General features: G+C 63.7%; 17 protein-coding genes and 1 pseudogene. 13 read left to right on the forward strand and 5 right to left on the reverse strand.

The annotated features are described in order from the left end of the window. Positions 1-48: 48 nt before the first annotated feature. Entirely contained in the window at positions 49-1098 is a 1050-nt protein-coding gene (locus CGLAU_RS08510) for a S41 family peptidase (RefSeq protein WP_157731305.1), read from the forward strand. Positions 1099-1104: 6 nt separating this feature from the next. Here CGLAU_RS08510 and CGLAU_RS08515 read toward each other — a convergent pair whose 3' ends face one another. After that, entirely contained in the window at positions 1105-1449 is a 345-nt protein-coding gene (locus tag CGLAU_RS08515) for a HesB/IscA family protein (protein WP_095660327.1), read from the reverse strand. A 142-nt stretch (positions 1450-1591) separates the two neighbouring features. On the opposite strand from CGLAU_RS08515, the gene CGLAU_RS08520 reads away from it, so the two are divergent. Continuing rightward, positions 1592-2284, forward strand: coding sequence for a DUF3043 domain-containing protein (locus CGLAU_RS08520; RefSeq protein ID WP_095660328.1), 693 nt, complete (start codon positions 1592-1594; stop codon positions 2282-2284). A gap of 5 nt (positions 2285-2289) precedes the next feature. Then, positions 2290-3297 (forward strand): nicotinate-nucleotide--dimethylbenzimidazole phosphoribosyltransferase, encoded by a 1008-nt coding sequence (locus tag CGLAU_RS08525; protein ID WP_095660329.1) that lies wholly within the window; start codon positions 2290-2292, stop codon positions 3295-3297. On the opposite strand, the gene CGLAU_RS08530 is transcribed toward CGLAU_RS08525, so the two are convergent. After that, positions 3294-4394 carry a branched-chain amino acid aminotransferase gene (locus CGLAU_RS08530; RefSeq protein ID WP_095661138.1) on the reverse strand — a complete coding sequence of 367 codons (1101 nt, stop codon included), beginning with the start codon at positions 4392-4394 and terminating at the stop codon, positions 3294-3296. The two genes, CGLAU_RS08525 and CGLAU_RS08530, sit on opposite strands and share 4 nt — an antisense overlap. A gap of 40 nt (positions 4395-4434) precedes the next feature. On the opposite strand from CGLAU_RS08530, the pseudogene CGLAU_RS08535 reads away from it, so the two are divergent. Continuing rightward, positions 4435-5916 (forward strand): annotated as a pseudogene (locus CGLAU_RS08535) (leucyl aminopeptidase). Between the two features lie 83 nt (positions 5917-5999). Here the strand turns inward: CGLAU_RS08535 and CGLAU_RS08540 are convergent. The 3 genes from CGLAU_RS08540 to CGLAU_RS08550 form a co-directional block, all read right to left on the reverse strand. Beyond that, positions 6000-7040, reverse strand: a complete 1041-nt coding sequence (locus CGLAU_RS08540; RefSeq protein WP_095660330.1) for a DDE-type integrase/transposase/recombinase — start codon at positions 7038-7040, stop codon at positions 6000-6002. Continuing rightward, on the reverse strand, positions 6989-7657 hold the full coding sequence (locus CGLAU_RS08545; RefSeq protein ID WP_157731307.1) for a hypothetical protein: 669 nt from the start codon (positions 7655-7657) through the stop codon (positions 6989-6991). Before CGLAU_RS08545 ends, CGLAU_RS08540 begins: the two co-directional genes overlap by 52 nt. 106 nt (positions 7658-7763) lie before the next feature. Beyond that, entirely contained in the window at positions 7764-8159 is a 396-nt protein-coding gene (locus CGLAU_RS08550) for an oxidoreductase (protein ID WP_198305102.1), read from the reverse strand. Between the two features lie 109 nt (positions 8160-8268). Between CGLAU_RS08550 and sucB the strand changes: the two genes are divergently transcribed. From sucB to CGLAU_RS08595, 9 genes are all read left to right on the forward strand, one after another. Beyond that, positions 8269-10536, forward strand: a complete 2268-nt coding sequence (gene sucB / locus CGLAU_RS08555) for a 2-oxoglutarate dehydrogenase, E2 component, dihydrolipoamide succinyltransferase (protein WP_095660333.1) — start codon at positions 8269-8271, stop codon at positions 10534-10536. A 139-nt stretch (positions 10537-10675) separates the two neighbouring features. Beyond that, positions 10676-12400: a dihydroxyacetone kinase family protein gene (locus CGLAU_RS08560; protein ID WP_095660334.1), complete on the forward strand. Its 1725-nt coding sequence runs from the start codon at positions 10676-10678 to the stop codon at positions 12398-12400. Between the two features lie 61 nt (positions 12401-12461). Next, positions 12462-15344: an aminomethyl-transferring glycine dehydrogenase gene (gene gcvP / locus CGLAU_RS08565; RefSeq protein WP_095660335.1), complete on the forward strand. Its 2883-nt coding sequence runs from the start codon at positions 12462-12464 to the stop codon at positions 15342-15344. Positions 15345-15347: 3 nt separating this feature from the next. Further along, a complete protein-coding gene (gene gcvT / locus CGLAU_RS08570; RefSeq protein WP_095660336.1) occupies positions 15348-16442 on the forward strand; it encodes a glycine cleavage system aminomethyltransferase GcvT in 1095 nt (364 codons plus the stop codon). After that, a complete protein-coding gene (gene gcvH, locus CGLAU_RS08575; RefSeq protein WP_095660337.1) occupies positions 16443-16835 on the forward strand; it encodes a glycine cleavage system protein GcvH in 393 nt (130 codons plus the stop codon). Between the two features lie 48 nt (positions 16836-16883). Beyond that, positions 16884-17666: a lipoyl(octanoyl) transferase LipB gene (gene lipB, locus CGLAU_RS08580; RefSeq protein WP_095661139.1), complete on the forward strand. Its 783-nt coding sequence runs from the start codon at positions 16884-16886 to the stop codon at positions 17664-17666. A gap of 57 nt (positions 17667-17723) precedes the next feature. Then, positions 17724-18767 (forward strand): lipoyl synthase, encoded by a 1044-nt coding sequence (gene lipA, locus CGLAU_RS08585; protein ID WP_095660338.1) that lies wholly within the window; start codon positions 17724-17726, stop codon positions 18765-18767. A 79-nt stretch (positions 18768-18846) separates the two neighbouring features. Beyond that, entirely contained in the window at positions 18847-19650 is an 804-nt protein-coding gene (locus tag CGLAU_RS08590) for a DUF4191 domain-containing protein (protein ID WP_095660339.1), read from the forward strand. 7 nt (positions 19651-19657) lie between these two features. Beyond that, positions 19658-20284 (forward strand): alpha/beta fold hydrolase, encoded by a 627-nt coding sequence (locus tag CGLAU_RS08595; protein ID WP_095660340.1) that lies wholly within the window; start codon positions 19658-19660, stop codon positions 20282-20284. Positions 20285-20298 lie beyond the last annotated feature (14 nt).

The following is a 20298-nucleotide window of genomic DNA, read 5'->3' on the forward strand; positions in this document are numbered from 1 at the left end:
TGGGTGCGATAGTTGCGATCTGGAGAAGAGATGGGTGGAATATCAACCATGCCACGAACCGGAAAAATCTCCCGCACCAGAATGATCATCGCGACTTCCGCCGTCGCGGTGGTGGTGCTGCTCGCCCTCCTGGTGCTCTACCTGCTAGCACCCGTGCACTCAGCGCAGATGACGGGCACGGCAAGGTTCGGGGGAACCGATACTCCGAAGCGGTACGCAAAGACGGTGCTGTCGCTTGCCGATCACGGGGTGAACGGCAACTCTAAGAACTACGAGAAGGCGAAAGAAGAGGCGCTCGAAGCAGCTGAGGACGCGGAGACGCGCGAGGAGCTGTACGACGTGCTGGACAAGGCCGTCAAGGCCGCGGGTAGCAAACACTCCGGACTGCTCAAGCCTGAAGAAGACAAGCCTGAAGACCCCGACCTGCCGCAGCAGAACTCGCAGCCCGAAGAGCTGACACTGCCGGATGATCTGGAGGTGGAGATCGAGGGCGGCTGGGCGTTTGTGAACGTCCCGCCCTTAGCCGAAGACACGGATCGCGAGGAATATGCGCATACCCTGGCGACCGAGCTGGTGAAAGCCCGCGGCACGGGCGTGTGTTCCGCCATCGTGGACCTGCGCGGCACCACAGGCAGCGACATTGTCCCTATCCTTGGCGGACTCTCAATGTTTGTGCCGAACGGGCCGGCGTATTACACCGTCACCCGCGACAGGGAAGCATCCGTGATGGTGAACGGGACTTCCGTGAAGGGCGAGGACCTGGTCAAAGAGGACGTGGGTAAATGGGATCCCACGCTCGCGGTGTTGGTGGATGACACCACCACGTTTGCAGGTGAAGCCGCACTGTTAGCGCTGAACAGCGCAGATAACTCGAAGAGCTTTGGCGAGCCCACCGCTGGGTACACCTCAACCAACCGGGTGTTCAATTTCCCGGATGGTTCTCAGATGGTGATTGCCATGAGCAACGCCGTTGACGCCGAGGAAAACGAGTACGGCGATAAGCCGATCAAGCCGGATGAAATCCACGCAGACGACCCGATGAAGGCCGCGAAGGCGTGGATTTACGAAACGACCGGCTGCGGCTGGATCGAAGACTGATCCAGATTAGTTGAACGAGTCGCCGCAGGCGCAAGCGCTGCCGGCATTCGGGTTGTCGATGGTGAAACCCTGCTGCTCAATGGTGTCGGCGAAATCGATCGTGGCACCGGTGAGGTACGGCACGCTCATCTTGTCAACCACGAGGCGCACGCCGCCGACCTCGTCGGCCTTGTCGCCGTCCAGATCGCGGTCATCGAAGTACAGCTGGTAGCGCAGACCCGCGCAGCCACCCGGCTGGACGGCGATGCGCAGCGAGAGATCGTTGCGACCCTCCTGGTCCAGCAGAGCCTTTGCCTTAGCAGCGGCAGCGTCGGTCAGGTTCACACCGGTGGTGGAAGTAGGTGCAGTCATTAGGTTCTCCTTACTTACGTCCTGGAGTCATGCCCCAGCGTACTTGAACTACGCGATACAACAAGCCCCACCCCGCCCGTATTCCAGGCCCGTATTCCAGCCACATGCCGAAGGTGCAAAAGGGCCTTGTAGCCTAGAGGACGTGAAACTTCCCTGGCAGAAATCCGAGCAGACCACCGGTGGTTCGACCAAGGTCGAGCTGCCCGAGCCCCCTGCCGAGGAGCCGAAGAAGCTCCCGAAGGGCTACACCCCGCCCAAGGGCAAGCCCACGCCGAAGCGCGTCGACCAGGAGATCAAGCGCGGCGTGGTGCGCGACCCAAACGCTATGACTCCGGCGCAGCGGGACCAGCACAACAAAGAGCTGAAAAAGTCCATGTCCAAAGAGGAATGGAAGGCGTATAAGAAGGAGCAGCGCGAGGCTAACCGCGCCCAGACCCGCCAGATCCAAGCCAAGATGGACGCCGGCGATGAGCGCTACCTGATGGACCGCGACAAGGGCGAGGTGCGCCGCTACGTGCGCGACTGGGTGGATTCGCAGCGCTTCTTCAACAACTACGTCATGCCGATGGCGCTTGTGCTGCTGGTGATCTTGCTTCTGGGCACGTGGCTGCCGCGCGTGTCCCAGGTTCTTTCGCTGGTCACCATGGCATTCATGCTCACAATTTTCATCGAGGGCTTCATCATCGGCAGCCGCGTGAACCGCGCGGTGAAGGCGAAGTTCCCGGACACCGCGGATACGGGCTTCGGGCTGGGCATGTACGCGTTCTCGCGCGCGTCCCAGCCGCGCAATTGGCGCTCTCCGAAGCCGCGCGTTGCCATCGGCGCTGAGGTGTAAGTGCCGTGGCCGTCCAGTTCCCGCCGGTTGATTCGCCTGAGGAGTCGCGCCGCCTTGCCGTGATCCAGGCGCTCGATGCCGAGGTCGCGGGCCGCGCGCTCGGCCGCATGGGCGCTATCGGCGCGTGGGTGGCAAGTGTCCAGGGTGAGGCGCTCCCCCACCCGTTCACTCGGGCGCGGGCGGTCGTGGTCGCTGGTTCGCACGGCGTTGCCGCGCGCGGAGTCTCCGCCTGGACCGCCGACGCAACGCATCGCCAGGCTGAGGAGATCGCGGCCGGTGGCGGGCCCGTACATGCTGCCGCTCGGCTGTCTGGGGCAAGCATCAGGCTTGTCGACGGCTTCTTGGCCACGCCCACCGGTTCCATCGACGTCGAACCTGCGATGACTCTAGAAGCCTGCGCCTCGGCCCTCCAGCTCGGCGCGCAAATCGCTGACCAGGAGATCGACGCCGGCACCGATCTGATCGTGCCCGGGGACCTCGGGGTAGGCAACACAACCGTCGCCGCGGCACTTTACGGCACCCTCACCCGCACGGAACCGGTGCTCGCCGTGGGACGCGGTTCCGGCGTCAACGACCACGTGTGGAAGGTCAAGACCGCCGCCGTGCGCGACGCGATGTTCCGCGTGCGCGGTCACCGCGACGACGTCGAGTGCGTGCTGGCAGAGATCAGCGGCCCAGACTTCGCCTGTCTCGTCGGGCTCATCGCCCAGTCCGCAGTGCGACGCACGCCGGTGCTTGTCGACGGCGCGTACGTCACCGTCGCAGCCTACGTCGCTGAGCGTCTCGCTCCCGGCACCAAGCGCTGGCTCATCGCCGGCCAACTTTCCCCCGAGCCCTGCCACTTGGCGTTGGTGCAGGCGCTCGAGCTGACCCCGGTGTTAGCGCTCGACATGACAACGGGGCAAGGCGCAGGCGCGCTTGCCGCGCTGCCCACCATCAATCTCGCCGCGGAGCTCGTGGCGGACCAGCTCGAACCAGAGCCAGAGCCAGAGCCGCAGCCAGACCTGAGCTAAACCAGTCGGTAGTTCCAGCCGTGGATGTCTTCCACGGTGCCGTTCTGGATCCCGCGCAGGTGCTCGCGCAGCTGCATGGTGATCGGGCCGGCCTCGTTGTTGTTCACCTCGAACTCGCCGCGTGCACTCAGAACGCGACCAACCGGCGTGATCACTGCGGCGGTGCCGCAGGCGAGTGTCTCGGTGATCGATCCGGTCTCGGCGCCGTCACGCCATTCGTCGACAGTGATGCGACGCTCCTCCGTCTTGTACCCCAAGTCTTCCGCGACCTGCAGCAGCGATTTGCGGGTGATGCCTGCGAGCAGCGACCCGCTCAGTGCCGGCGTGACCAGCGTGGCGTCGGCGCCCGAGCCCTCGACGAACATGAGGTTCATGCCGCCCATCTCCTCGATGTACTTGCGCTCAATCGCGTCGAGCCACACCACCTGGTCGCAGCCCTTCTCCTCGGCTTCCGCCTGCGCGAGCAGGGACGCGGCGTAGTTGCCCGCGAACTTCGCGTCGCCGGTGCCGCCCGGCGCCGCACGCACGTACTCCTCAGAGACCCACACGCTCACCGGCTTGATGCCACCCTTGAAGTAGGCACCCGCCGGCGACGCGATGACGTAGTAGGTGTAGCTCGACGCCGGCTTGACCCCCAGCGTCTCCTCCGTACCGATCATGAACGGACGCAGGTACAGCGCCGCTTCGCCGCCGGCCTTCGGCACCCAGTCCTGGTCGATCTCCACCAGCTGGCGCAGCGACTCGAGGAACAGTTCCTCCGGCAGCTCCGGCATGGCGATGCGGTGCGCAGAGTGCTGCATGCGCTCGGCGTTCTGCTGGGGCCGGAACGTGGTGATCGTCCCGTCCTCGTGACGGTAAGCCTTCAGCCCCTCGAAGATCGACTGCCCGTAGTGCAGCACGTTCGTGGCCGGGCTGAGCTCGATCGGGCCGTACGGGCGCACCTGCATGTTGTGCCAGCCCTCATCCTTGGTCCACTCGATGGAGACCATGTGGTCAGTGAACTTCTGACCAAACGCGGGGTTCTCCAGGATGGCACCGCGCTGCGAGTCGCTCGCGCGGTTCGGGTTCTCGGTAACGGTGAAGTCTGCGGATGTCATGGTCATCACCCTACTCTCCGCGCCAGGTAGCCTTTTATCCATGCAGCAGTTGAATAATTTCCGTATCCGCGGCACCACGGTGTCGCTCAGCCAAGCCGAGTCCGCCCCGGAGGGCGCCGCGCGAATCGTGCCGGTTGCCAAGGGGGAAGACGGGCTGGAGCTTCCCGTCACCAGCTTTGCAGTTGGGGGTTTGCTCGACTCGCTCGTGGCGGTCGGAGCCAAGGGAGTCTCGGGCGAGACGGCGCGTGTGCTTATCGACGGCCAGTTGTACGTCTCAGTCGGACTCGGCAGCGCCGATGAAATTGATGACGAAGCGGTCCGCCGCGCCTTCGGCGCAGCCGCGCGTTCCCTTTCCGGCGTGGAGGAAGCCGCGGTGTCCTGCGAGTTCGGCACCAGGCCCGTTGTCGAAGGTCTCCTGCTTGGAGGGTATTCCTACCAGGGCCTGAAGTCTTCCGACTCGCCTTCCACCCCTGCGGCTGTGACCGTTGTCGGCGCAGATCCCGAGGAGTTCGAGCACGCGGTCGCTGTCGCCGAGTCGGTGAACTTCGCCCGCGATCTGGTCAACACCCCGGCGGACTTCCTCTACCCCGTCGCCTACGCCGGCATTATCGAGGATTTGGCGCAGGAGTGGAAAAACGACATCAGCCTGAACGTCAAGGTGATTGAGGGCGATGACCTGTAGAAGCAGGGCTTCGGGGGCATCGTTGCCGTCGGCGGAGGTTCCGAACACGCCCCGCAGCTCGTCCACGTGTCTTACGACGGCGGCGGTAACAAGCGCGTCGCGTTGGTGGGCAAGGGCATCACCTTCGATACCGGCGGCATTTCGCTAAAACCCGGCGCGAAGATGGAGGACATGATCTCCGACATGGCCGGCTCCGCAGCGCAACTGGCTGCCGTGGTTGCCGCAGCGAAGCTGAAGCTTCCGGTGCGCATCGACGCCTGGCTGCCACTTGCGGAGAACATGCCCTCCGGCTCCGCGACCCGCCCCGGCGACGTAATCACGCACTACGACGGCACCACCAGCGAAATCTTGAACACCGACGCCGAAGGGCGTCTCGTGCTTGCCGACGCCATCGCCCGCGCCTGCGAGGACACCGGCGACGGAACCCCCGACTACCTCATTGAGGCGGCGACGCTGACCGGCGCACAGTTGGTAGCGCTGGGTAACCGCACCGCCGGCGTGATGGGCTCCGACGAGTTCCGCGACACGGTAGCCGAGATTGGCCGCGAGGTCGGCGAACCTGCGTGGGCCATGCCGTTATTGGAGGAGCACGAGGAGGAGATCAAATCCCCCGTCGCCGACATCCGCAACGTGCATAACGCCCGCACCGGTGGCATGAGCTTCGCCGGGCTCTACCTCTCCCGTTTCGTGCCGGAGGACGTCGAATGGGTGCACCTCGACGTGGCTGGTCCGGCCTGGAATGGCGGCTCCGCCTATGGCTACACACCCAAGCGCGCCACCGGTGCCCCGGCGCGCACGATCATCGAGACGCTGACCCGCATCGCCGACGGCCAGCTCTAGACCCCTGGGCGTCCGGCCCCCCGCACCGCACTACCGGGACTGCGGCTTTCCTGTGAACCACTGTGGCTATTTAGTCGTGTTTGTTAGATAGCTGTAGCCAGAGCGCGTTGCTCGGCCAGGGTTGTGTAGCCCTTACCTGGATGTCTTGTGAGTCGTTGGTAGACGAACCAGTCCAGGTGGGTTTCAAGATAGTTCATGAATTCCTCGGTGCCCATCTTTTGGGAGTTGATGCCGGCGGCGTAGAGCTCTCTTTTGAGCAGGCCGAAGAATCCTTCCACTCTGGCGTTATCGCCGCTTTTGCCGAGTCGCGACAGCGATGGGATCGCAACCCATGCGTTGTCGCAGGGTTTGCCCGGGTCACAGTTGCCGCATGCTGCCTGGTCGTGGGTGGGGTCGGTGAGCATACTTACCCATTCCGGATGTCGGTAGGCCCACCCACGATCAGAATGAATGATCGGTTTGGTCCCAGGCTTGATGGTTGTCAACGCGGCTTCCAGCATGGTGTTCGTCAGCGCGGCGGTCGGGCTGGTGCTCATGGTGTAGACGAGGGGCAGATTGTCATGGAAGTCGATCAACGGACTGAAATACACCTTGCCGTCTCGGCATGCGAACTCGGTGACGTCGGTACCGAATTTCTCGTTCGGCCTATCGGCGTAGAAGTCGTGAACCAAATCGGGCTCAAGTGCTTCGCGACGTCTGCACGCTTCGCGCGAGTAGCCCTGTGAGACAACGACATCCGCGGCAGCTGCTTCTTCCAGGTCCCCGATGAGCAGCTTGTTCGCCGGCCGGTGGGCGTTTTCTCCTTTGTACGAGCGGTGCCTCATGGTCCGCTTGGACTTCGGGGTGAGGTTTTCTGCGTACATGATGGCGCGTACTGTTTTCTCACCTATCGTCCACCCGTTTTGCCTGCACACCGCCAAGATCCTGCGATAGCCGTAGATTCCGCTGTTTGCTTTCGACACCGCGATGATCGCCGATGTGGCAGTTGCCCGCTGCGACATCGGGTATTTCAGTCGTCGACACGCATGCTTGTAGGTGCTCAGGTTCAACCCGAAGTGCTCGCAGCTGGCTTTTACTTGGTATCCGTGCGCCCGGAGTCGCTGGACAGCTTGAGCGACGACCATGCTGTCGAGCGTCTCCGGGCCGGGGCTTTTCCCTCGGACTCCATCACAGCCTCGAACAAGGCCTTGTCCGCAAGCCGTAGAAACCGCTCGTGGCGCAACATCGCCTTAAGCTCTTCAGGATCATCCGGCAACGCAGCATCATCGAGCTGAGTCACATGCTGCTCACTCGCAATTTTGGCAGCCCTAGCAGAAGTCGGCTTGGGGGTTTGTGGCGATGCGCTCTTGCGCGGGCGGCGTCTATGTTGCTCCACACGCCACAGTGTCGCCTGCTCCAGCTGCTCAGGGTTCATCCCACGCCGCGTCTCTTCGTCGGGAGCGAAATTTCGAACCCAGATCGACAACGCGGTCGAAGATACCCCACACTGCCGACTTATCTCCCGCAGCGACCCCGGCGAAGTCAGTGCCGCCCGCACCGCTGCGGCAACCTCGCTCGGACTGCGCCAATGATGATCCACCTCAACACCGTGCTCAGCATTAACTGCCCACCGCCAAATCGACGCCGCCGAAGGCACAGGATCGATGCCTTCATCACTCAAACGGGTGCGTACCTGCCGAGGTTCTAACCCCTTGCGATAAAGCTCGACGGCACGCTCGCGAACCGCCAACGGGTAATTCATCTGGAACTCCTCACCGATAACCGGGGGTTCACAGGAAAGCTTCACTCCCTTTTAGGCCCGCTTTGTAAAAGATTGCCCACGTCTTACAGAGTGAGACAGAGCGGTCTTAGCTGTAGGGGTTCTCGCCGCGCTCGAACTTCGCACGGCGTTCGCGTTGCTCGGCCCGCTTGCGCAGAATGCGCTCCTGCTCGATTTTCTTGCGCATGCGGTCCGGATATCCCGTCTCCTCGACGTCGTAAAGCGAAATGCTCAACAACTTCGCCACGGCATCGATGCCTTTGGGGCCTCCGATGCGGCGCCGGGTGTAGTTGCCTTGCTCATCGACGAGCACGACGCTCATCTCGTTGACCATCGTTTCGGGCTCGACGTACCCCTCGACAAACGCACGACCCTGAACCCACTCACGCAGGTAAGCGGCATCGTCTGGGCGGATCGTTTCCCCCGGTGCGCGAGGCGGCGTGAATTGTGAATTCTTTCTGCCTTTGCCGAAGAGATTGAACACGGCAGACATCTTACGGGAGGGTCGAAAAGCGACGGCGGACGCAACTGAATCCGGGTACGCTTTGACAACGTATAACCTTCCACAATTTTTATGAGGAGACTTTGGAGAAATGGCGCACTCAGTAGAGATGCCCGAGTTGGGCGAGTCGGTAACTGAAGGCACGATTACCACGTGGCTGAAGGAAGTCGGCGATACCGTTGAGGTCGACGAGCCGCTGCTCGAGGTCTCCACCGACAAGGTCGACACCGAAATCCCCTCGCCGGTTGCTGGCGTCTTGATTGAGATCAAGGCCGAAGAAGACGACACCGTCGAGGTCGGCGATGTCATCGCCGTCATCGGTGAGGAAGGTGAGGAAGCCAGCACTTCCGATGACGACGCTGATGATGCGGACGATGCAGGCGCTGAGGACGCCGACGAGAAGGAGACGGCGAAGGTCGAAGACGCTGACGAGGACACCAAGGAGGACGTGAAGAAGTCCGCCAAGGGGTCCGGTTCCGGCGACGCGACTGATGTTGAAATGCCGGAGCTGGGTGAGAGTGTCACCGAGGGCACCATCACCACTTGGCTGAAGTCCGTCGGCGACGAGGTTGAGGTCGATGAGCCGCTGCTCGAGGTCTCCACCGACAAGGTTGACACCGAAATCCCTTCCCCGGTCGCGGGCACCCTGATCGAGATCCTTGCTGAGGAAGACGACACCGTTGAGGTTGGCGACGTGATCGCACGCATCGGCGACGCGGATGCCGCTGGCACCTCCGACGCTGACGATTCCGACGACTCTGACTCTGATGCCGAGCCGGCCAAGGAAGACCGCGGCGAAGATGATGTCGCGAACGAAGACGAAGAAGTCAAGGACGAGAACTCCGCCGACGGCGAGGGCGACAACCCGGCCGACGCACCGAAGAAGTCCGAGTCCAAGTCCTCGTCCAAGAACAAGAAGGGTTCCGGCGAGTCCACCACCGTTGAAATGCCGGAGCTGGGCGAGAGTGTCACCGAGGGCACCATCACTACCTGGCTGAAGTCGGTCGGTGACATGGTCGAGGTCGACGAGCCGCTGCTTGAGGTCTCCACCGACAAGGTCGACACCGAGATCCCGTCCCCGGTTGAGGGCACCATCCTGGAGATCCTCGCGGAAGAGGACGACACCGTTGAGGTCGGCCAGGCTATCGTGGTGATCGGCGATGCCGACGCCGCAACCGACTCCGATGACTCCGACGACGCTGATGCAGCCGACGAGGCTGCAGACGCAGCAGAGGAGAAAGAAACTAAGGACCAGGACTCCACTAAGGAGACCGAAGAGGACGACGCGAAGAAGGCCGACAAGGAGTCCAAGCAGGGTTCCGCTGCCAACGAGCGCTCCGAGCAGGAGGCAAAGGAATCCAAGGGTGAGGGTTCCAACGCTTCCGCGAAGCTCGAGGACCGCGGCGACAAGGTTCCGTACGTCACCCCGCTGGTGCGCAAGCTCGCCGAGAAGCACGGCGTTGATCTGAACTCGATCGAGGGCACCGGTGTCGGCGGCCGCATCCGTAAGCAGGACGTGCTTGCAGCTGCAGAGGGCGGCGATGCGAAGGGTGCTGCGGCACAGGGCGATGCTCAGGCCACGCCGAAGGGCGAGCGCGCGAACTGGTCCACCAAGTCCGTGGATCCGGCGAAGCAGGAGCTCATCGGCACCACCCAGAAGGTCAATCGCATCCGCGAGATCACCGCTTCCAAGATGGTGGAGTCGCTGCAGACCTCTGCGCAGCTCACCCACGTCCAAGAGGTCGATGTCACCCGCGTCGCGGAGCTACGCAAGAACGTCAAGCCGCAGTTCGTCGAAAAGCATGGCGTGAATATCACCTACCTGGCCTTCTTCGTGAAGGCCACGGCCGAGGCGCTGGTGTCGCACCCGAACGTCAACGCGTCCTACAACGTCGATGACAAGACGATCACCTACCACGAGGATGTGAACATCGGTATCGCCGTGGACACCCCGCAGGGTCTGCTGGTGCCGGTGATCAAGCAGGCGCAGAACCTGAACCTCGCTGAGATCGCGGCAGCGATCGCGGACCTGGCTGACCGTGCGCGCAACAAGAAGCTGCGCCCGGACGACCTCTCCGGCGCCACCTTCACGGTGACCAACATCGGCTCCGAGGGCGCATTGCTGGATACCCCGGTGCTCACGCCGCCGCAGGCTGGCATCCTGGGCACAGCCGCGATTGAGAAGCGTCCGGTCATCGTGACCGAGGACGGCATCGACTCCATCGCGATCCGCCAGATGTGCTACCTGCCGTTCACCTACGACCACCAGCTGGTTGACGGTGCAGACGCAGGCCGCTTTGTCACCACCATCAAGGACCGCATCGAGGCCGGCAACTTCGAAGATGACCTCGGCCTGTAGGGCCTGCAGGGCCTGCAGGGCCTGCAGGGCCTGCAGGGCCTGTAGGGCCTACAGCCCCCTTTAGATACCGCTTACAGCGACCGCACTACCCGGTTGCCGACTCAGCTCGGCGCCGGGTTTTGCACTTTACACTGGGGGCATGGCAGAGAACTCAGCTTTCAAGTCCTTCCGCAACACCCCTTCCGATTTCATGGATGAGGCACTCGGCGGCCTCGTCGCCGCCCATCCCTACGCCGAATGGCACGAGGAGGGGTTCATCGGGCTTCTCACTAACGACGGCCAGTCCGACGACTCGGAGGAGCGAGTCGCCGTGATCTCCGGCGGCGGCTCCGGCCACGAACCCATGCACGCGGGGTTTGTCGGCCCGGGCATGCTCGATGCCGCCTGTCCCGGACTGCTCTTCACCTCTCCGAACGCGGTGCAAATCACCGCCGCCACCGAGTGGGCGGACCGCGGCCGTGGCGTCGTGCAGGTGGTGAAGAACTACACCGGCGACGTTATGAATTTCACCGTCGCGGCGAACAGCACAAATACCGAGGTCAAGCAGGTCATCGTCGCCGACGATGTGGCCACCGAGATCGACAACGACGATTCTCCGGGCCGCCGCGGCACGGGTGCGACGATCATCGTGGAGAAAATCGCCGGCGCTGCCGCAGCCCGCGGCAACGACCTCGAGGCAGTGGCGAGCATCGCGCAGCGCGCCGCCGACCAGTCCCGCTCGATGGCGGTGGCGCTCGAAGCCGGCCACTTGCCCACCAGCGGCCGCAAGACTTTCGACCTCGATGAGGGAGAGATCGAGGTCGGCGTCGGCATTCACGGTGAGCCGGGGGTGGAACGCCGCAGCACGTCCGATAAGGAGCCCTCGGCCAAGGCTCTGGTTCAAGAGTTGCTCGAGGGCATCACCCAATCGCTTGACGACGCCGACGTGGAAACCGCCGATGCGCAGGTCTTGCTCTTTGTCAACGGCCTCGGCGGGACGAGCGAACTCGAGCTCGACTTGGTCTTCGGCGAAGCAGTAGCGCAGCTGGCCGACCGCGGCATCACGGTGCACCGCGGGATCCGCGGCACCCTAGTCACCTCACTGAATATGGCGGGCATTTCGCTCACCGTCACCGTGCTGGATGAGGAGCTCACCGAGCTTCTCGACGCCGAGACCGACGCGCCAGCTTGGCCAGCCGTCGCAGTTTCACCGCGGTACTCCCCTGCCCGGATGGTTGACGATGTGGAGCAGCCTGAGGATGGTGACGAAAACCCGTGGCTGACGGCGTTCGTCGAGCGGCTACAAGAGAGCTTCGACGACCTGACCGAGCTCGATCGGGTGGCCCGCGATGGCGACTTCGGGCAGAACCTTGAGGCGGCCTTCGGCGATCTCCAGACACCGCTGAAGGGCTCCGACACCGCACTGCTGGCGTTCTTCGCCCACCGCATGCTGGTTCGCGCTGGTGGCACCTCGGGAGCGGTATTCGGCACCTTCTTCCGCGAAATGGCCGAGGCCTTCGAAGGCGCGGACGTGGATTCGCGAAAGGCCGACGCGAGCGAGTTCGCGACGGCGCTTGCCGACGGACTGTCCCGCGGCGTGGAAGCGGTTACCGATCTCGGCGGAGCCAAGGAAGGCGACAACACGCTGATCGACGCTCTCGCCCCTGCCGCCGCGGCCGCTAAAGAGATCGACGATGCTACGTCCATCGACGAGGTTTTGCAGCACGTTTTCGACCCAGCGGTCGCGGGTGCGAAGTCGACTCGAGGGATGCAGGCGAAGAAAGGCCGCGCATCCTATATCGGCGAGTCTGCCGCGGAGGTGCCGGACCCGGGCGCAATCGCAACCACGTGGTTGTTCGGGAAAGCCCCCGTCGACGAATTTTAATCCACTTATACTGGGAACCAGGTCATTTGACAGCGATGAATTCTGAATAAAGGAGTCTCCGTTGGATTACATTTCCCGTCATATCGGCCCCACCAGGGACGAAACGCAAGAGATGCTGGAGGCGATCGGTTACGCCTCGCTGGATGCCCTTATCGACGCTGCGATTCCCCAGGGCCTGCGCATGGACGGGGTTTTGAAACTGCCGAAACCCCTCACCGAGTATGAGGCGCAGGCGCGCCTGCAGGAGCTTGCGAAAAAGAACACTGTGCTCAAGGCGTTTTACGGCCAGGGTTTCTTTTCAACTCTCACTCCGCCGGTGATTCGCCGCGGCGTTGTGGAAGATGCGGGTTGGTACACCGCCTACACCCCGTACCAGCCGGAAATCTCGCAGGGGCGCCTTGAGGCGCTGCTGAACTTCCAGACTGTGGTGCAAGATCTCACCGGTCTGGACATCGCGAACGCGTCGCTACTCGACGAAGCGTCAGCCGCGGCCGAGGCAGTGGGCCTGATGTCGCGCGCGGTGAAGAAGGGCCGCCGCGTGCTGCTGGATTCCCGCCTACACCCGCAGGTGATCAACGTCGCCGCAGAGCGCGGCCGCGTCTTCGACCTCGAAGTCGAAGTCACGGACCTATCCCAGCCGGTTGTGGCAGAGGACCTGGTCGGCGCTATCGTCGCCTACCCCGGTACCGAGGGCGACATCGTCGATCCAAGCCCGGTCATCGATGCCGTTCACGAGCGCGGCGGCCTCGTCTGCGTGGACGCGGACATCCTCGCGCTCACGCTGCTCGAAGCGCCAGGCGAGTTCGGCGCGGACATCGCAATCGGCACCACACAGCGCCTCGGTGTGCCGCTGTTCTACGGCGGCCCGCACGCCGCGTTCATGGCTGTGACCGACAAGTTGCGCCGTCAGATGCCGGGCCGCCTCGTCGGTGTGTCCAAGGACGCGGAGGGCTACCCCGCCTACCGCCTCGCACTGCAAACCCGTGAGCAGCACATTCGTCGCGAGAAGGCGACGAGCAACATCTGCACTGCCCAGGCGCTGCTTGCGGTCACCGCGTCGATGTACGCCGTCTACCACGGCCCCGCTGGCCTGACGGAGATCGCGGAAGCGATCCACGGCTACGCAACCCGCTTCGCAACCAGCATCGAAAAGGCGGGGATGCGCGTGCGTCACGCGCAGTTCTTCGACACGGTTGTGGTTGAGGATGCGGGTCAAGAGGCCGTCGATAAGCTTGCGAAGGCTGGGTACCTGGTGCGAAAGCTTGACGACGAAGCTGTGGCTGTCGCCTTCGGCGAAGATTGCGACGATGACGACCTGCGAGCTTTGCTGGAGGGCTTCGGTGCTGGCGAGATTTCGGAGGGCGAGCGTCGCATTCCGGCTGAGCTGCAGCGCAAGACCGAGTTCATGACGCACGAGGTGTTCAACTCGATCAGCTCGGAGACGCAGATGATGCGCTATATCCGCAAGCTGGGCGACAAGGACCTGGCGCTGGATCGCACGATGATCCCGCTGGGTTCGTGCACGATGAAGCTGAACCCGACCGCCGGTGTGGAGACGATTACCTGGCCCGAGTTTGCCAACGTGCACCCGTTTACCCCAGACGAGTACACCGCTGGGTGGCGCGAACTGATCGAGGAGCTCGCCGGCTGGCTCACCGAAATCACGGGCTACGACGCGGTGTCGATGCAGCCGAACTCCGGCGCGACCGGCGAATACGCGGGCTTGATGGCGATCCGCCAGTACCACCTTTCGCGCGGCGACGACCAGCGCGATATCTGCATCATTCCGGCGTCGGCGCACGGCACGAACGCGGCGTCCGCGTCGCTAGCGAACCTGCGCGTGGTGGTTGTGGCGACGGCTGAGGACGGCTCGATCGACATGGCGGATCTGGATGAGAAGATTGCCAAGCACGCCGACAACATCGCCGCGATCATGATCACCTACCCGTCGACGCACGGCGTCTACGAGGACACGGTGCGCGACGTGGCGGACAAGATCCACGCTGTGGGCGGGCAGGTCTACATCGACGGCGCGAACATGAACGCGCTGACCGGGGTTGCGCGCCCGGGTGACTTCGGCGGCGACGTGAGTCACCTGAACCTACACAAGACCTTCACCATCCCGCACGGCGGCGGTGGCCCGGGCGTGGGTCCGATCGGCGTGGGCGAGCACCTGATCCCGTTCCTCCCATCGGACGCGAACACTGATTACGTCGCAGAAGGCTCCGATGCCGCGCACGGGGTGCCGGTGGCTGGCACCTACTACGGCTCGGCCGGCGTGACCCAGATTCCGTGGGCGTACATCGCGATGAGCGGCGCTGAGGGGCTGAAGGCCGCGACAAGCAACGCCGTTTTGGCTGCGAACTACGTTGCGCATGAGCTGAACGACGCCTTCCCGGTGCTCTACACCGGCGAAAACGGCCTGGTCGCGCACGAGTGCATCCTGGACCTCAACGACATCACCGCGCGTACCGGCGTGACCGCCGCTGATGTGGCCAAGCGCCTGGTGGACTACGGCTTCCACGCACCGACCCTGGCGTTCCCGGTGGCCGGCACCCTGATGGTGGAACCGACTGAGTCGGAGGACAAGGCCGAGCTGGACCGCTTCATCGAGGCGATGTGCTCCATCCGCGAGGAGATCCGCCAGATTGAAAACGGCGAGATCGAGTACGAGAAGTCCGTGATCCACAATGCCCCGTACACCGCGCACAGCGTCACCCGTACCGAGTGGCCCTACGACTTCTCGCGCGAGCAGGCCGCCTACCCGGTGGACACGCTCGTGCACCAAAAGTACTTCCCGCCGGTGCGCCGCATCGACGAGGCCTACGGCGACCGCAACCTGCAGTGCGCCTGCCCGCCGCCGGAGGCCTTCGACATCGCCGTCGACGAGCTTGAGCCGGTCGAGGAGATCGACGTGACCACCACCGAAGAGAACAGGAAGTAACTCATGCCCCAGACTCCACTGCACGCCACCCACGAGGCGCTTGGCGCCACGTTCACCGACTTCGGCGGCTGGACCATGCCGCTGAAGTACAACAACGAGCTTGAAGAGCACCGCGCTGTGCGCAGCGGCGTCGGCATCTTCGACCTCTCCCACATGGGCGAAATTGACGTGATGGGCCCCGACGCGGCCGCGTTCTTGGACTACGTGCTGATCAGCTCGCTGTCTAACCTTGCGAACGGCAAAGCGAAGTACTCGATGATCGTCGACGAGCAGGGCGGCATCCTCGATGACCTGATCACCTACCGCTTCGGCGACTACCACTACATGGTCGTGCCAAACGCCGCCAACACTGACGTTGTCTGGGAGGCGTTCCAAGCCCGCAAGGGCGACTTCGACGTCGAGTTGCGCAACGATTCGCAGACGTTCGCGCTGGTTGCGGTCCAAGGTCCCGGCTCGCTCGAGGTTTTGAAGCAATTGCTTGTCGACGACCCCTCCGACCTGCCCTACTACTCCGGCCAGTGGACCACCCTGGCCGCCGGGGACACAAACGTCGAAGTCTTTGTCGCCCGCACCGGCTACACCGGCGAGGACGGCTTCGAGTTGTTCTGCGTGTTCGAGGACGCGCAGGCGGTGTGGGACGCGGTGATTCCGCACGGCACCGCGTGCGGTCTCGCCGCGCGCGACTCGCTGCGTCTGGAGGCTTCAATGCCGCTGTATGGCCATGAACTGACCACGGACATCACCCCAGTGGAGGCGGGCATGGGGCGGGCGTTTGCGAAGAAGGACGCGGATTTCGTCGGCAAGCAAGCCCTGGTTGACCGCGAGCCGAGCGTGGTGATCGCCGGCCTGACCTCCTCCGAGCGCCGCGCCGCGCGTGAGGGTTCCGAGATCTTCCTCCCTGACTCCGAAGACGGGGAAACGCGGATCGGCGTAGTCACCTCCGGCCAACCCAGCCCGACGCTCGGCCACCCGGTAGCCCTGGCGCACATCGACCCGGCGCACGCCGAAGTGGGCACTGAAGTGGAAATTGACATCCGCGGGCGCCGCTACCCGTTTACTATCGTGGAAACACCCTTCTACAAGCGAAAGGACGCATAAATGGCTTTCCAGCAGGATTTCTACTACTCCGAGGACCACGAGTGGATCAACGCCACCCCGGACACCGCCGTTGGCCAGACCGTGCGTGTGGGTATTACCCACGTTGCCGCTGACCGCCTCGGCGAGGTCGTCTTCGCCGAGCTGCCGGCTGCCGGTGACACCGTGACCGCTGGCGAGACCTGCGGCGAGATCGAGTCGACCAAGTCCGTCTCCGACCTCTACTCTCCTGTCACCGGCACCGTCACCGCTGTCAACGAGGACATCGACGGCGCTTACGAAGCCATCAACAATGACCCGTACGGCGAGGGCTGGCTCTTCGAGGTCGAGGTCACCGAGGTCGGCGAGCTCATGACTGCCGACGAGTACGCTGCGGCCAACGGCGTGGAGAACTAACCCCCACCGTTTCACCCGGCGCGCGTCAGCGGGGCTATGGTCGAGACCATGACCGCACCGCGAGACCCGTTCTTTCCCGCCGATCAATCCATTCGAGCCTCATCTGCGCCCGTTGACGTGCGCGCGATGGGGCTTGTTGATTACCAAAAGGCGTGGGAAATCCAGGCAGAGCTTGCCGCCAAGCGCGCCACGGACGAGGTCGGCGACACCATTCTCCTGCTCGAGCACCCGTCCACGTTCACCGCGGGCAAGCGCACGCAGCCGGAAGACATGCCCGATCCCTCCTACCCGGTGCCGGTCGTCGGTGTCGATCGCGGCGGCCGCATCACGTGGCACGGCGAGGGCCAGCTCGTGGCGTACCCGATTATCAAGCTCGCCGAGCCGGTTGATGTGGTGGATTACGTGCGCCGTCTCGAGGAAGCGATCATCGAAGCCGTCCGCAAAGCTGGCATCGATACCGCTGGCCGTATCGACGGCCGCTCCGGCGTCTGGGTCCCCGCCGCCACCAGAGCTGCTTCCCCGGAGGCATCGACGCGCGACCGCAAAGTCGCCGCTCTAGGCATCCGCATCACCCGCGGCGTGACCATGCACGGGCTGAGCCTCAACTGCAACAACACCCTCGACCACTACAGCCACATCGTCGCCTGCGGCATCGACGACGCCGATGTCACCACCATGACCCTCGAGCTCGGCCGCCAGGTCACCCCTGCAGAAATGGAGCCATTGCTTGTCGACGCCCTCCTGCGCGCCCTCGCCGGCGAATTGGTGGTAGCAAACCACTCGTTCGGCTCCGCGCCGGACCCCACAAAAGGGTTGAAAAAGCGCAGCTAGACCGGGGCTTTCCTTCGGCCCGGCGGCGGTTTTGACGACGTTGTTACGATAGGGAACGTGACTGTAGCACCTGAAGGCCGAAAGCTTCTGCGTATTGAAAAACGAAACGCAGAGACCCCTATCGAGTCCAAGCCACGGTGGATCCGCAATGCGGTGAAGACCGGTCCTGAGTACGAGGACATGAAGAAGAAGGTCAAGGGTGCTTCCCTGCACACTGTGTGCCAGGAAGCAGGCTGCCCAAACATCCACGAGTGCTGGGAATCGCGTGAGGCGACCTTCCTGATCGGCGGCGCAAACTGCTCGCGCCGCTGCGACTTCTGCCAGATCACCTCCGCGAAGCCAGAGCCGCTGGACCGCGGCGAGCCGCTGCGCGTGGCCGAGTCCGTGCGCGAAATGAACTTGAACTACTCCACCATCACCGGCGTGACCCGCGATGACCTGGAGGACGAGGGCGCCTGGCTCTACGCCGAGGTGGTCCGCAAGATTCACGAGCTCAACCCGCACACCGGTGTCGAGAACCTCACCCCGGACTTCTCCGGCAAGGCTGACCTGCTCCAGGAAGTCTTCGAGGCTCGCCCCGAGGTGTTCGCGCACAACGTGGAGACGGTGCCGCGCATCTTCAAGCGCATCCGCCCGGCGTTCCGCTACGACCGTTCACTCGACGTGATCCGCCAGGCCCGCGACTTCGGCCTGATCACCAAGTCGAACCTGATCCTGGGCATGGGCGAAACCCAAGACGAGGTGATGGAAGCCCTGCACGACCTGGTCGATGCCGGCACCGACATCATCACCATTACCCAGTACCTGCGCCCTGGTCCGCAGTACCACCCGATCGAGCGCTGGGTGAAGCCGGAAGAGTTCATCGAGTACCGCGACGCGGCGTACGAGATGGGCTTCGGCGCGGTCATGTCCGGCCCTCTGGTGCGTTCCTCGTACCGCGCCGGCAAGCTCTACGTCGAGGCGATGGAGCACCGCGGCCTTGAGCTGCCGGAGAACCTCAAGCACCTGGCGCAGACGTCGCAAGGCGATACTGCGCAGGAGGCCTCGACCCTGCTGGCGAAGTACGGCGCGAGCCAGGATACGCCCGTCACCACTCGCTAGCACCCGCTCGCACCGAGCGGGTGCCTCCCAGCGAGTGGTGCCTTTGGCCGCTCGCAAGCCGTGACCTAATATAAGGCCCATGGCCAAGGACGAGAAGGCAGCAGCACAGAAGGCCGCCGAAAAGGCGGCGAAGCGGGAAGAGCGCGCAGCAAAGCGCGCCAAGGGTAAGCAGACCCGCGGGCAGGTTCGCGAAGCGTTCAACATCCAGCGCAAGCGCGACAAGAAACTCATTCCTTACATGCTGCTTTCGGTCCTCGGCATGGGCCTTCTGTTCTTCCTCATCGGTCTGCTATTCCGCGGCCAGTGGTTCATGCTCGTGCTGGGCCTTTTGCTCGGCGCCGTGCTCGCGATGTGGATCTTCTCCCGCCGCCTTGAAGGTTCGATGTACGACGAGGTCGGCGATACTCCCGGCGCGGCAGCTTGGACGCTTGAGAACATGAAGTCCACTATGGGCATCGCTTGGGTGCCCAAGACCGGTGTGCAGGCCAACACTCACATGGATGCCGTCCACCGCGTTGTGGGCAACCCTGGTGTCGTATTGGTCGGCGAAGGCAACCCGAACCGACTCAAGCCGCTCATGGCCAAGGAGCACAAGCGCGTCGACCGCCTGCTTGCTGGCGTGCCGATCTTCGAGGTATACGCCGGCGAAGGCGAGGGCCAGGTACGCAACCGCGACCTGCAGAAGCACCTTCTCAAGCTGCCGAAGAACTACAAGAAGGACGACGTCTACGCGCTGAGCGCAAAGCTCGACGCGATGGATGCCCGCACCCGCCCTGGCCAGATCCCCGGCCTGCCCGGCGGCCCGATTCCGAAGCAGGCGCAGAACATGTCCGGCATGAACCGCAAGATGCGCCGCATGCAGCAGCGTCAGGGCGGCAAGTAGCCAGCACATGAGTCAGCCAGCTCGCGTCGTCTTCCTCCACGGCCTCGGCGAAACCGAGCACGTCTGGGAGCCAGTTGCGCAGCGGTTGCCAGGGGTTTCGGCCCGCACACTTTCGCTTATCGACGGCAGCGCCCAACCCTGGTACCTCAACTCCACCTCTGAACGCATCGCTCGGGATCTGGATGCACCCGTGCATCTCGTGGGCCTCTCATTGGGAGCAGTCGTCGCTCTCGATCTGGCCGCAAGGTACCCCGAGAAGGTGGCGTCGCTCTTCCTCTCCGCCCCGCAAGTCCACCCGCCTGCGGGGTTCATGCGCACCCAGATCGCGCTGCTGCGTCTGCTCCCCGAGCGACTCGTGGGTGGCGACGGGGTGACGAAGACGCAGATGCTCGACACACTCAAGTCACTGCAAGACTTGGATCTGCGACCGCAGCTGAGCACGATGACCGTCCCCGTCACCGTGGCGTGTGGCGCCAAGGACAGGCCGAACCTGCGGGCGGCTCGCACCGTCGCCGCATCGATCCCACGCGCGCATTTAGAAATCATTCCCGGGGCCGGGCACCGCTGGCACGTCACGCACCCGGATGCATTCGCCGCAGCACTCGCCCAGCACCTGCAGCGCTGGTCACTTTAACTGCGGCTTTCCAG

This window comes from Corynebacterium glaucum, assembly GCF_002287505.1.
GTDB lineage: Bacteria > Actinomycetota > Actinomycetes > Mycobacteriales > Mycobacteriaceae > Corynebacterium > Corynebacterium glaucum.